Origin of the sequence: Paraburkholderia silviterrae (assembly GCF_004353915.1) — a bacterium.
Classification (GTDB): Bacteria; Pseudomonadota; Gammaproteobacteria; order Burkholderiales; family Burkholderiaceae; genus Paraburkholderia; species Paraburkholderia silviterrae.
The window spans coordinates 350,368-363,972 of the sequence record NZ_SMRP01000001.1 but is presented as its reverse complement, the minus strand read 5'-3'; the positions used below and the strand labels follow the sequence as shown (position 1 = coordinate 363,972).

The window sequence follows — 13,605 nt, the reverse complement described above, 5'->3', positions numbered from 1 at the left end:
TTAGCAACGAAACATTTGGAGATACTTTTTGGCGTTGCGCATTCAATTTTTATCGTGCTTTATTAGGGTTTATTCGGATGCGATTCATCAGCGCCGGGCGAGCCTGGTGCACTTTTCCCTGATTCCTGTAGCGGCGGCCATGATGCGTAGCGCGTGGCTGCAATTCTTTTTTTCTAACCCGAGGTGCCGGACATGCTGAGCGTTCTAGCCAGAATCATCGATCTTGCCGCCATCGCCGCTGGCGCCCTGGTCGCGGCCGCCCTGCACCACGGTAAATTCGCGGCGCTCTCCGACATGGAGAGCGTGGCGCTCGCATTCAATTGCGTGCTCGCGATCTGGATGTTCCCGGCCTTCGGCATCTACCAGTCGTGGCGCGGCAAGTCGCTCTACGTGCTCGCGGCCCGCGTGTGCGCCGCATGGATCGCGGTGGAGTGCACGGGCATTCTGCTGTCGTTCAGCGTGCACCGCGCCGATTCGCTTTCGCGCGTGTGGCTTGCCTACTGGGTGGTCGCTTCGGTCGCGCTCCTGATCGTTTCGAAGACGCTCGTGCACATGGTGCTGCGAAGCCTGCGCCGCGAAGGCTACAACCAGAAGGCGGTGGCCGTGGTGGGCGATCATCGCTGCTCGCGCTTCCTGATCGAGCAGATGAAGAACCGTCCCGAGGCGGGCTTTCATCCCGCGCTCGTGTTCGACGAGAACAGCGACGCCGATGGCGAGGCGCGCCTCGATGGCGTTCCCGTCGAACATGACCTGCAAGCCATGCTGGCCTACGTGCGCGAGCACGACGTGCGCGAACTGTGGCTCGCGCTGCCGATCACGAAGGAGCGCACGATTCATCGCATCGTCATGGCGCTGCGCAACGATTTCGTGAACATCCGGTTCATTCCGGACGTGCGCAGCCTGTCGTTCTTCAGCCAGCCCGTGGTCGATCTGCTTGGCGTGCCGGCCATCAATCTCGCGGCGTCGCCGGTCACCGATCTGCGCGTGCTGCCCAAGCGCGTGTTCGACATCGCCTTTGCAGGCGCCGTGCTGGTGGCGCTCGCGCCGCTGCTGGCGGCCATTTCGCTGGCCGTGAAGCTGACCTCGCATGGGCCGGTCTTCTTCAAGCAGCGCCGCAAGGGTCTCGACGGCAACGAGTTCGAGATCTACAAGTTCCGCTCGATGAAGGTCCACGCGGAAGTGGCGGGCCAGGTCACGCAGGCGCGCCGCAACGACCCGCGCATCACGCGCGTGGGTGCTTTCCTGCGCCGCACGAGCCTCGACGAGCTGCCGCAATTCATCAACGTGCTCAAGGGAGAGATGTCGGTGGTGGGGCCGCGCCCGCACGCGCTTGCGCACGACGACATCTACAAGGACCTCGTGCGCGGCTACATGGCGCGCTATCGCATCAAGCCCGGCATTACCGGCTGGGCGCAGGTCAACGGCTACCGCGGCGAAACCGACCGCGTGGAAAAAATGCGCGACCGTGTGCGTTTCGATCTGCACTACATGCAGCACTGGAGCTTCGGCCTCGATCTGCGGATCGTGGCGATGACCATGTGGAAAGGCTTCGCAGGCCAGAACGCATATTGAGCGTACCGGGCGCGCGCTTTGCACATGGCGTGCATATGCACTGCGCATTGCATTGCGCATGACAGCGCGGCCCGGACGGACACCAACAAGCAATCACATTTGAGGTGGGCATGAATCTGACGATCATTGGCAGCGGTTATGTGGGTCTCGTAACAGGCGCGTGTCTGGCCGACATCGGCAACGACGTGTTCTGTCTCGACGTCGACCAGCGCAAAATCGACCTGCTCAATCAAGGCGTCGTGCCGATTCACGAGCCGGGCCTGCAGGAGATCATCGAGCGCAACCGGCGTGCGCGCCGGCTCACGTTCTCGACCGACGTCGAGGCGGCCGTCGCGCACGGCGACGTGCAGTTCATCGCGGTGGGCACGCCCCCCGACGAAGACGGCTCCGCCGATCTGCAATACGTGCTGACGGCCGCGCGCAATATCGGCCGCCACATGAACGGCTTCAAGGTGATCGTCGACAAGTCGACGGTGCCGGTGGGGACCGCCACGCTCGTGCGCGACGCGATCGCCTCCGAATTGCACAAGCGCGGCGAGAGCCACATGTACTCGGTGGTCTCGAACCCCGAGTTCCTGAAAGAGGGCGCCGCCGTGGATGACTTCGCGCGCCCCGACCGCATCGTGCTGGGCTGCGACGACGACGTGCCCGGCGAGCGCGCACGCGAGTTGATGAAGCGCCTGTACGCGCCGTTCAATCGCAATCACGAGCGCACGCTCTACATGGACGTGCATTCGGCCGAATTCACGAAGTACGCGGCCAACGCCATGCTCGCCACGCGCATCTCGTTCATGAACGAGCTCGCGAATCTCGCTGACCGCGTGGGCGCGGACATCGAAGCGGTGCGTCGCGGCATCGGCTCGGACCCGCGTATCGGCTACGACTTTCTCTATGCGGGCTGCGGCTATGGCGGCTCGTGCTTCCCGAAGGATGTCAAGGCACTGATGCGCACTGCTGAGGATTTCGGCGAGCCGCTGCAGATCCTGCGTGCGGTGGACGCGGTGAACGAAACGCAGAAGCAGGTGCTCGCGCAGAAGATCGTCACACGCTTCGGCTCCGACCTCACGGGCCGCACCTTCGGCCTCTGGGGTCTCGCTTTCAAGCCCAATACCGACGACATGCGCGAAGCGCCGAGCCGCACGCTGATCGCCGAGCTGCTCGCACGCGGCGCGCGCGTGGTGGCCTACGACCCGGTCGCCATGGAAGAAGCGCAGCGTGTGCTCGCGCTCGATCTGGCAGCGACGCCTGAGCAGCTCGAGCGCCTCGCCTACGTGCACGACGCCATGGAAGCCGCCAACGGCGCGGACGCGCTGTTGGTCGCCACGGAGTGGAAGGTGTTCAAGGCGCCGGACTTCGAGACGCTCAAGGAGCAGTTGAAGACGCCGATCGTGTTCGATGGGCGCAATCTTTACGATCCGCAAGCGCTGCAGGAGCTCGGCATCGAATATCACGCGGTGGGCCGCGCGAGCGCTTCGCAGGCAGGCCGCACGCGTGCGGAAGCCACGACGCAGACGCGGGTTCCGGCGTAACAGCGCTCGAGCGCCTGCGTATCAAGCAAGCAATCAGGAACCCTGAGGAGCCACTGGGCCATGTTCAAGGACGTATTGATCGTCTGCCACGCCAATGTCTGCCGCTCGCCAGCGGCGCAACAGCTTTTTCGCGCACGCTTGCGCGAACAGGCGGGCGAGCGTGCGGGCGCGTTTCATTCGGCGGGCCTGCGCGCGCTGGACGGCGCGGACATGGACCCGGTGATGCAGCGCCTGCTCACCGAGCGTGGCGTGGAGGTCGGCGAGCATCGCTCGCGCCGCCTCACGCGTGGCCTCGTGCGCCGCGCGGACCTCGTGCTCGTGACGGAGCGCCGCCAGGTGAGCGCCGTCGAGCGTATTGAACCGACCGCGCGCGGCAAAGTGTACGCGCTCGGCAATTGGGAGAACTCGGATGTCGCCGATCCGCATGGCCTCGACGAGGCCGCGTATCGCGAGAGTCTGGAGTTGATGGATCGACTGGTTAAGGGATGGCTGAGCCGAATATGCCAATGAGAAAACTCAATCTGATGACTGCTCTGGCGTTGAGCGCCTTCGTAGCCGCGTGCTCCACGGCGCCCGGCAACTACCTCGACACCTCGAGCCTCAAGGAAGAGCCGAATAATCAGCCGCAGCAGAAGTACGACGTGCATCTGATTACTTCGCAGCTCGTCATGCAGCAGATGCAGGCCGCAGCAGCGGCGCAGAAGAGCGATCTGCCTCCGGGCAAGTACGCGAGCGCCGCCGACTACGTCTATCACATCGCGCCCCAGGACATTCTGGGCGTGACGGTCTACGACCACCCCGAGCTCTCGACGCCGCAAGGCTCGACCTTCTCGTCGGGCGGCAACACCACGCAGACCGTGGGGCAGGCGCTCACGCAGCCGTACACCAACGCGCTGCCGGGCGAGGCCGACCCGTATGGTCAGACCGTGGCTAAGGACGGCACGATCTACTTCCCGTTCGTGGGCCGCGTGCAGGCGGCGGGCAAGACGCCTGGCCAACTGCGCGACCAGCTCGCCTCGGGTCTCGGGCCGTACATCAAGAACCCGCAGGTGGACGTGCGCGTGCTCTCGTATCGCAGCCAGAAGATCCAGGTGACCGGCGACGTGAAGACGCCGGGCCCGCTCTCCATGAGCGACGTGCCGCTCACGCTCATCGACGCCATCACGCGCTCGGGCGGCTACACGGACAACGCCGACATCAACCGCGTGCGCCTCACGCGCAACGGCAAGCTCTATGTGCTCGACGCGAACCGCCTGCTCGATGGCGGCGACGCGAGCCAGAACGTGATGCTGCAGGACGGTGACATCATCAACATACCGGATCATTCGGATAGCCGAGTATTCGTGATGGGTGAAGTGAAGACGCCGATTCAGACCAACATGATCCGCGGCAAGCTCACGATCGCCGACGCGCTCACCTCGGCCGGCGGCATTCTCGACACCGACGCGAATCCGCGCCAGATCTTCGTGATGCGCCACCAGAAGAACAACCCTTCCCAGCCGGAGTTTTATCGACTCGATATGACCAAGCCCGACGCGATCATGCTGTCGTCGCAATTCCAGCTTGAACCGCTGGATGTCGTGTACGTCGGCACTGCCGCTTCGGCCACCTTCAACCGTATGTTGCAAGAGGTGTTGCCGACTATCCAGACGGTCTTCTACCTGAAGCAGCTCACGCGCTAAGCGCGCGCGGGCATTCTCTTCTCGCAACATGAGTTAAAACGGGATCGAATCGTGAGTATGCAACAAGCCATCAGTCAGCCGGCCCCGGCGGCCCGCACAGAGGAAGAGGACGTCGTCCTCGGCCAGTTGCTGCGCGTCATCTTCGACGACATCGGCTGGCTCATCGCGATCGCGGCAGTCGTTGTCGGCGCAGCGGTGTTCTATTGCTTCGTGGCCAAGCCGGTCTATACGGCCGACACGCAGGTCCGCGTCGAGCAGCAGGACTACACGTCCCAGGCGCTCACGCAGACGCAGTCCGGCGCGAACGTCACGAGCGGACAGCAGGGCAGCCTGCCGACCGACGCCGAAATCCAGATGATCCAGAGCCGCAGCGTGCTCGAGCCGGTCGTCAAGCAGTTCAAGCTGAACTTCTCGGCCGCGCCGGTCACGCTGCCCGTCATCGGGAGCCTGGCCGCGCGTCTCGCGACGCCGGGCTCGCCCGCGCATCCGTGGTTCGGCCTCAAGGACTACGCGTGGGGCGGTGAAGTCCTCAACATCGACTCGATCCAGGTGGCGCCCGAGCTAGAAGGCAAGAAGCTCACGCTCACCGCGCTCGACGACAACCGCTACGTGATATCCGGGCCCGACGGCGGCCGCCTGCTCGAAGGCGCGGTTGGCACGCGCGAGCAGGGCGGCGGCATCACGCTGCTCGTGAACGAACTCAAGGCGCGTCCGGGCGAGCGCTTCAAGGTCGTGCGCATGAACGACCTCGATGCGGTCTCGGCGTTCCAGAGCGCCGTGAAGGTTCAGGAGCAGGGCAAGCAGACGGGCGTGATCGACATCGCGCTCGAAGGCACCGACCCGCAAGCCGCGGCCGATATCGCCAACGCCGTTGCGCTTTCGTATCTGCGCGAGCACGTGCAGACCAAGCAAGCCGACGCGAGCAAGATGCTCGACTTCCTGCGCAGCGAGCAGCCGCGCCTGAAGGCCGACCTCGAGAACGCCGAAGCCGCGCTCACCGCGTATCAGAGCAAGTCCGGCTCGATCAACGCGAGCGACGAAGCCAAGATCTACCTGGACGGCAGCGTGCAGTACGAGCAGCAGATCTCGGCGCTGCAACTGCAGATCGCCTCGCTCCAGCAGCGCTTCGGCGACCAGCATCCGGTGCTGATCGCGGCGCGCCAGCAGCTCGCGCAATTGCAAGGCGAGCGCGCGAAGTACGACACGAAGTTCCGCGACTTGCCGGCCACCGAAGTGAAGGCCGTGCAGCTGCAACGCGACGCGAAGGTGGCGGAAGACATCTACGTGCTGCTGCTCAATCGTATCCAGGAGCTTTCGGTGCAGCGCGTGGGCACGGGCGGCAACGTCCATATCGTCGACCCGGCGATGCGCCCGGGCGCGCCTTCGAAGCCGAAGAAGCTGCTCATCATCTCGGCGGCCGCGATGCTCGGCCTCATTCTCGGCACCGGCTTCGTGCTGATGCGCCGGAACATGTTCAAGGGCATCGTCGATCCGGACCAGATCGAGCGCACCTTCGATCTGCCCGTCTACGGTCTCGTGCCGCTCTCGGCGGAGCAGGGCGCGCTCGAAAAGCGCGCACCCGTGCGCGGCGGCAACCGCCTGCGCGAAGTGCTCGCGAACGCGGCGCCCAAGGACCTCACGATCGAGAGCCTGCGCTCGCTGCGCACCTCGCTGCAGTTCAGCATCATGGATGCGCGCAATCACGTAGTCGTCCTGACCGGCTCGGTGCCGGGCGTGGGCAAGAGCTTCCTCACGGCGAACCTGGCCGTGCTGCTCGCCCACTCGGGCAAGCGCGTGCTGATGATCGACGGCGACATGCGCCGCGGCGCGCTCGAGCGCTACCTGGGCGGCCCGCAGGCCAACGGCTTCTCCGAGCTGCTCTCCGGCCAGATTTCGCTGGACGAGGCGATTCGCGCGACTGAAGTGGACAACCTGCACTTCATCTCGTGCGGCCGCCGCCCGCCGAATCCGTCCGAGCTCTTGATGTCGCCGCGCCTGAGCCAGTATCTCGATGGGCTTTCGAAGCGCTACGACATCCTGCTCGTGGATACGCCGCCGGTGCTCGCCGTGACCGATGCCGCCATCCTCAGCGGCCATGCGGGATCGACGTTCCTCGTGCTGCGCTCGGGAATCCATACGGATGCCGAAATCGCCGATACGCTCAAGCGTCTGCGTACTGCGGGCGTGCACGTGACCGGCGGGATCTTCAATGGCGTGCCGGCGCGCGCGCACGGCAAGTACGCGTACGGCTATACCTCCGTGCAGGAATACCTGAGCGCCTGATGGGCAAGGCAACCGCACAGTCGAAACAACGGAGAAAAGCGCGATGAAAGTGACCGTGCTCGTGCCGACGTATCGGCGTCCTGACGATCTGGCGCGCTGCCTCTCGGCGCTGCTGCGCCAGCAGCGCACGCCGGAGCAGATCGTGGTAGTGGCGCGCGCCGACGACGAAGCCACGCATGCGTGTCTCGCGGAGCACGTGACGCCTCGCGTGCTCAACGTGGAGGTGGCGACCGTGGAGGAGCCGGGGCAGGTGGCCGCGCTCAACCGCGGCCTCGAAGCCGCGACAGGCGACGTGATCGCCATCACCGACGACGATGCCGCGCCACATGCCGACTGGGTCGCGCGCATCGCGGCTCACTTCGAGTCCGACGAAAAGCTCGGTGCGCTCGGCGGGCGCGACTGGGTCCACGAAGAGGGCCGCGTGCTGGACGGCGAGCGCACGCTCGTGGGGCGCGTGCAGCCCTCGGGCCGCATCGTCGGCAATCACCACCTGGGCGTGGGCGAAGCGCGCGAGGTCGATCTGCTCAAGGGGGCGAACATGAGCTACCGGCGCGCGGCGATCGGCGAGCTGCGCTTCGACCGGCGCCTGCGCGGCAGCGGCGCGCAGACGCACAACGACATGGCGTTCAGCATGAGCGTGAAGCACGCGGGCTGGAAGCTCGTGTACGACCCGCGCGTGGCCGTCGACCATTTCCCCGCGGCGCGTCCCGGCGAGGATCCGCGCAATGCGCAGACGCTCGCCTCGATCCGCAACGCCGCCTACAACTTCCACCTGATCCTGCGCGGCCATCTTTCGCCGCTGCATCGCGAGGCGGCGTGGTGGTGGTGGGCACTCATCGGCACCCGTGTCTACCCGGGCCTGCTGCACACGGGCCTGAGCGCATTGCGCGCGGGCTCACCTTCCGTCGCGTTCGCGCGCTGGCGCGCGGTGCGTGGCGGCGCGCGCGAGGCGCGTCGCGCAATCGCCTGACCCGGGGCCTGTTCAAGCTAATAGCAGGCCCTAAAGCGCATCGCGCCTCGCGCGTTGCGGGGCGTTTCAGGCGGATCAGGCCAGACCGGTCTGGCGCGACCCGGCCAATTTGGGCCGGCGCTTCACGCGCATTTTGCAATCGATTCAACGGAGGACCTTGAATGAGCGGTACGCAAGTCCACGTCCACCTCTTTTATGGCGCCGACCCGCGCCGTTACCGCAAGGGTGAGAACATCGGCTCCCTGTACGGCTACCATCACGCGGAGTCGGCGGAGTTCGTGCTTAATTACGCGCAGGACACGAGCGAGAGCACGCCGGTGCGCTTCGCGCGCCGGGCGCTGAAGGCCGCACTCGGCTTCGACTTCATTCACGCGTGGCGCAACCGCCGCGCGATTCTCGATTCGGACGTGATCTGGACGCACACGGAGCAGGAGCACCTGGCCGTGGCGTTAGTTCTGCTCATGAATGCGAAGAAGGGCGGCGCGCGCCCGCTGCTGCTCGCGCAAAGCGTGTGGCTGCTCGACCGCTGGCCCGGCTACGGTGCGTTGCGCCGCGCGTTCTACCGCCGTCTGCTCTCGCGCGCCGACCTGCTGACCACGCTCGCGAGCGAGAATGCAGCGCTGTGCGGCGAGTTTTTCGGCCGCGATGCGCGCCACGTGCTCTACGGCCTGAACACCAACGATTTTCCGCTGTGTCCGCCGTCGCATTGGAAGCCGAACACGCCCGTGCGCGTGGCCGGCATCGGCAATGACCGCGACCGCGACTGGACCACGCTCGCGGGCGCGCTCGGCAACGACGCGCGCTATCAGGTGCGCATCGCCACGCGCAGGCGTTTGCCGGCATCGGCGCGCGCGTCGAACGTGGAGATCGTGCGCGTCTCCGGCATCCAGCAGCAGCATGCGCTTTATGACTGGGCCGATATCATCGTCGTGCCGCTGCGCCCCAATACGCACGCGTCGGGCATCACGGTGATGCTCGAAGCGGCGGCGCTCGGCAAGCCGATGATCGTGACGAAGGTGGGCGCGCTCGAAGACTACTTCGACGAAAAGGCCGCGTTCTACGTCGAGCCTTTCAATGCGCAGCAGTTGCGCGAGGCCGTGAATGCGCTCGTCGGCGATCCCGCGCGCGCGCTTGCCCAGGCGCGCGAGGCCTGCGAGCAACTGACCACGCGCGATCTCACGACTGAGAACTTCGCACGCCAGCACGCGCAACTCACGCGCGAGATGATGCGCGAGCGCGATCCGCGCGTGGCGCAGCCTGCAAGTGCGGGCGTGGCGTCGGGCGTGCGGGCTTCGAGTCAAGCGTCGGGCGGGATGTGATCATGCGAATTCCATCCACCGTTCCGGCTCCGCCGCCGCCGCCGCGGCCTTCCCGGCCCATCACCGTGCGCGCCGCGCCCGCGAGCGCGCCGGCACCGGTCGCGCCCAGGCGCCGGGGCCTGCGCAGCGCGCTCGGCCGCGATACGCTGCCGGTGATCGCGCTGTGGACCTTCACCACGCTCCTGATCATTGCGCACCAGGGCACGGTGCTCACGCTCGCGTTTCCGGTGCTCGCCATCGCCGTGGGCTTTTGGCTCTACTTCGTGAATCCGGTCCGCTATATCGGCTTCATGTGGTGGCTGTGGTTTCTGAGCCCCGAAGTGCGCCGTCTCGCCGACTTCGGCAAGGGCGGCTTCACGCCCACGAGCCTGATTCAGGTTGCGCCGCTCGCGGTCACGATGATCAGCGGGCTTTCGCTGCTGCGCTATTACCCGATGCTCGCGCAGCGCCGCGGGCTGCCAATCTTGCTCGCGCTCTTCGGCATCGGCTACGGCTTCGTCGTGGGCGTGGTGGCGAGCGGCCCCGCCGCGGCCGTCTACGATCTGGCGAACTGGATCTATCCGTTCCTGATCGGCTTTCACATCATGGTGCTCACGCGTCAGTACCCCGAGTGCCGCGACACCATCGTGAACACCTTCATCTACGGCATGCTCGTGATGGGCGCCTACGGTCTCGTGCAGTTCTTCATCATGCCGCCGTGGGATGCCATGTGGATGATCGGCTCCGACATGAATTCGCAGGGCGACCCGGTGCCGCTCGGGGTGCGCGTGTTCAGCACGATGAACTCCTCGGGCCCGTTCGCGTTCGCGATGATGGGCGCGATGGTGCTCGTGATGGCCGCGAAGCACCGCGTGCGCTGGGTCGCAGCGGCGTTCGGCTTCTTCTCGTTCGCACTCTCGCTGGTGCGCTCGACATGGGGCGGCTGGGCGATCGCCATGGTGATCCAGCTGATGAAGTCGAGCAACAAGGTGCGCATTCGCATCATCGTGAGCGCGCTCGTGCTGGCGGGCGTGTGCGTGCCGCTGCTCACCTTCGGCCCGGTGGCCGACCGCATGCAGCAGCGCCTGAATACGCTCGTGAACCTGAAAGACGACCAGAGCTATGCGGCGCGTAACCAGTTTTATGCCGACTTCGCGAAGAAGGCCTTCACCGATGTGACGGGCGAGGGCCTGGGCGCCACCGGCGCATCGACCAAGCTTTCGAGCAACAACGGCCAGCTCGGCCAATACGGCAGCTTCGACAGCGGCGTGATGAACATTCCGTTCGTGCTCGGCTGGCCCGGCACGCTGATGTACATGTCCGGCGTGCTGTGGCTCATTGCGCGCGCGGTGCGCATCTCTTTGAGCATGCCTGACGACCGCTACGTCTGCGCGTGCCTGAGCCTCACCGTGTCGATCTTCGCGATGCTCGTGTTCACCAACTCGCTGGTGGGCACGGGTGGTCTGCTGCTGTTTTCGAGTGTGTTTTCCATTCTCAGCGCGGGACACTGGAGCAAGCTGACTCGCCTCCAGGCCCGGAACAGGGGGATTTCCGATTGAGAGTCGCAATTGTCACGCACGTGGTGCGCCACAACGACGGCCAGGGGCGCGTCAATCATGAAATCGCGCGCGCGGCGCTCGACGAAGGATTCGAGGTCACGCTGGTGGCCTCGCATGTCGCGCCGGAGCTGCTTGCGCATCCGAAAGTGAAATGGGTGCCGGTGCAGCCTTCGCGCGCGTGGCCGACCAACCTGCTGCGCCAGCAAGTGTTCGCGCTCAAGAGCGCGCTGTGGCTGCGCCGCCATCAGCGCGAATACGACGTGCTGCATGTGAACGGCTTCATCACGTGGGCCCATGCCGACGTCAACACCGCGCACTTCGTGCACGGCGGCTGGGGACGCAGCAAGTATTACCCGTTCGGCCTTACGGGCGGCGTATGGTCGGCGTACCAGTACATCTACACGCGCGCGAACGCGGTGCTCGAGCGCTGGGCCTACCGGCGCTCGCGCGTGATCGCGGCCGTCTCGCGCAAGGTGGCCGACGAGATCGTCGCATCGGGCGGCAACCCCGTCGAGCGGCTCGACGTGATTTACAACGGCGTGGATACGCGCGCCTTTGCGTCGGCCAGTGCCGACCGCGCGAAGTTCGAGCTGCCAGCCGACAAATTCCTGCTGTTTTTCGTGGGCGATTTGCGCACGCCGCGCAAGAACCTGGGGACGGTGCTGCATGCGCTCAAGCAACTGCCCGAGCGCGTGCATCTGGCGGTGGCGGGCTATCTGCCCGGCAGCCCGTACCCGGAAATGGCGCGGGAGCTGGGCATTGCCTCGCGTGTGCACTTTCTTGGCCTCGTGCGCGAGATGCCGATCCTGATGCGCAGCGTCGATGCCTACGTATTTCCTTCGCGCTACGAAGCAATGAGCCTCTCGTTGCTGGAAGCGCTGGCCGCGGGCCTGCCCGTGGTGACGGCGCAGACTGCAGGCGGGGCGGAGGTCATCACGCCTGATTGCGGCATCGTGCTCGATGACCCGGACGACGTGCCGGCGCTCGCCAAAGCAATCCTGCAACTCGCCGACGACACGCCGCGCCGCCTCGCCATGGGCGAGGCCGCCGCGCAACTGGCCGGAGAGTTCGGCTGGGCGCGCATGGCCGCGCAATATATCGCGCTGTATCGCCAATTGGCCGGCGACGCGGGCGCAACCGTGCGCAACGAAGCGCGGGACGAACAGCGCGGAGCAGAACACAACTTCGCGGCGCAGCCGCTGCCAGGCGCTCAGACGCTGCGGCGCGCTGAGATTCCCTGAAACTCATATCAGCCAGCAATTTGCCAGCAATTTGCCAGCAATTCGCCGTCAATTGACCGGCACACGGGCATAACAAGGATACGAGAGATGACAAAACATTCCATCCATTCGCTACAGATCGGCATGCACTGGTTTCCGGAGCGTGCGGGCGGGCTCGACCGCATGTATTACTCGCTCGTGGGGGCGCTGCCCGGCGCGGGCGTGCACGTGCGCGGCGTCGTGGCCGGCTCGCCCAAGGTGGCCGAAGACAGCGGCGGTGCGATTCACGGCTTCGGCTCGGCTGCGCGCGCCTTGCCGTTTCGGCTCATGGACGCGCGCCGCGCGCTGCGCCGCGAGATTCAGCGTCATCGTCCTGATGTGATTTCCTCGCACTTCGCGCTGTACACGTTCCCCGGGCTCGACGTCACGCGCGGCATTCCGCAGGTTTCGCATTTCCAGGGCCCCTGGGCCGACGAGAGCTTCGTTGAAGGCGCGGCCACGCTGAGTCAGCGTATCAAGCATTCGCTCGAACAGTCGGTGTACGAACGATCGTCGCGGCTCATCGTGCTCTCGAAGGCTTTCGGCGATATTCTTACGAAGCGCTATTCGATTTCGCCTGAGCGCGTGCGCATCGTGCCGGGCTGCGTGGATACCGCGCATTTCGATCCGGCTTGCACGCGGGCCGAGGCGCGGCTGCGTCTGCAACTGCCGCAGAATCGTCCGATCGTGTTGGCCGTGCGCCGGCTCGTGCGGCGTATGGGTCTTGAAGACCTGATCGATGCGATCAAGGTGGTGAAGCAGCGCCATCCGGACGTGCTGTTGCTGATTGCTGGGCGCGGGCGGCTCGAAGCCGAGCTGAATCAGCGTATCGAGGAAGCTGGCCTGACCGATAACGTCAAGCTGCTGGGGTTTGTGCCTGACGCGCATCTGCCTTCGCTTTATCGTGCTGCGACGTTGAGCGTCGTGCCTACGGTGGCGCTCGAGGGCTTTGGGCTCATTACCGTGGAGTCGCTGTCGGCGGGGACGCCAGTGCTCGTTACGCCGGTGGGCGGCTTGCCGGAAGCGGTGGCCGGTCTCTCGCAAGACCTCGTGCTGCCGGAAACCGGCGCCGCCGCGATTGCCGAGGGTATCGACGCTGCGTTCTCAGGGCGTATCAAGTTGCCTGACGAGGAGGCTTGCAAGACTTATGCTCGTGAGAATTTCGATAACGCTGTTATCGCGAAGCGCGTGGCCGATGTTTATGCGGAGGCGATTGCTGTTGGGAATGGCGTGCATTGATTAGGGTTTTTTTTGGTGGGATTGGCGCTTTGGCCTTTCCTTGTTTTCTTGTAGGTCTATTAGTGTTACCCCTGTGCGGGGCGGCACCTACTTTTCTTTGCAGCGGCAAAGAAAAGTAGGCAAAAGAAAGCCGCTCAAACCGCCAGTGTGACGCAGTGGACCACTAACCTTTAATCGGAGTGGCTCCGGGGCGTCTGTCGCCACGCGGCGTCCG

10 protein-coding genes are annotated in these 13,605 nt (G+C 65.3%); all 10 read left to right on the top strand.

Annotated elements, in window-relative coordinates; all coding sequences use genetic code 11:
* Positions 1-192: 192 nt before the first annotated feature.
* The 10 genes from EYW47_RS01675 to EYW47_RS01630 all read left to right on the top strand — a co-directional run bounded on the left by EYW47_RS01675 (position 193) and on the right by EYW47_RS01630 (position 13,391).
* The gene (locus EYW47_RS01675) at positions 193-1,572 is read left to right on the top strand and encodes an undecaprenyl-phosphate glucose phosphotransferase (RefSeq protein ID WP_133193148.1); all 1,380 of its coding nucleotides are present in this window, start codon (positions 193-195) and stop codon (positions 1,570-1,572) included.
* A gap of 110 nt (positions 1,573-1,682) precedes the next feature.
* Positions 1,683-3,101, top strand: a complete 1,419-nt coding sequence (locus EYW47_RS01670; protein WP_133193147.1) for a UDP-glucose dehydrogenase family protein — start codon at positions 1,683-1,685, stop codon at positions 3,099-3,101.
* Between the two features lie 60 nt (positions 3,102-3,161).
* Positions 3,162-3,611 carry an arsenate reductase/protein-tyrosine-phosphatase family protein gene (locus EYW47_RS01665; protein WP_133193146.1) on the top strand — a complete coding sequence of 150 codons (450 nt, stop codon included), beginning with the start codon at positions 3,162-3,164 and terminating at the stop codon, positions 3,609-3,611.
* Positions 3,608-4,783, top strand: a complete 1,176-nt coding sequence (locus EYW47_RS01660) for a polysaccharide biosynthesis/export family protein (RefSeq protein WP_133193145.1) — start codon at positions 3,608-3,610, stop codon at positions 4,781-4,783. The genes EYW47_RS01665 and EYW47_RS01660 overlap by 4 nt, the downstream gene beginning before the upstream one ends.
* A 57-nt stretch (positions 4,784-4,840) precedes the next feature.
* Entirely contained in the window at positions 4,841-7,066 is a 2,226-nt protein-coding gene (locus EYW47_RS01655) for a polysaccharide biosynthesis tyrosine autokinase (protein ID WP_133193594.1), read from the top strand.
* A 43-nt stretch (positions 7,067-7,109) separates the two neighbouring features.
* Positions 7,110-8,036, top strand: a complete 927-nt coding sequence (locus EYW47_RS01650; RefSeq protein ID WP_133193144.1) for a glycosyltransferase family 2 protein — start codon at positions 7,110-7,112, stop codon at positions 8,034-8,036.
* 161 nt (positions 8,037-8,197) lie between these two features.
* Positions 8,198-9,355 (top strand): glycosyltransferase, encoded by a 1,158-nt coding sequence (locus EYW47_RS01645; protein WP_133193143.1) that lies wholly within the window; start codon positions 8,198-8,200, stop codon positions 9,353-9,355.
* A gap of 2 nt (positions 9,356-9,357) precedes the next feature.
* Positions 9,358-10,893 carry a glucose-6-phosphate isomerase gene (locus EYW47_RS01640; protein WP_240763490.1) on the top strand — a complete coding sequence of 512 codons (1,536 nt, stop codon included), beginning with the start codon at positions 9,358-9,360 and terminating at the stop codon, positions 10,891-10,893.
* Entirely contained in the window at positions 10,890-12,134 is a 1,245-nt protein-coding gene (locus EYW47_RS01635) for a glycosyltransferase family 4 protein (RefSeq protein ID WP_133193142.1), read from the top strand. The genes EYW47_RS01640 and EYW47_RS01635 overlap by 4 nt, the downstream gene beginning before the upstream one ends.
* Before the next feature lie 87 nt (positions 12,135-12,221).
* On the top strand, positions 12,222-13,391 hold the full coding sequence (locus EYW47_RS01630) for a glycosyltransferase family 4 protein (protein WP_133193141.1): 1,170 nt from the start codon (positions 12,222-12,224) through the stop codon (positions 13,389-13,391).
* Positions 13,392-13,605: the final 214 nt, after the last annotated feature.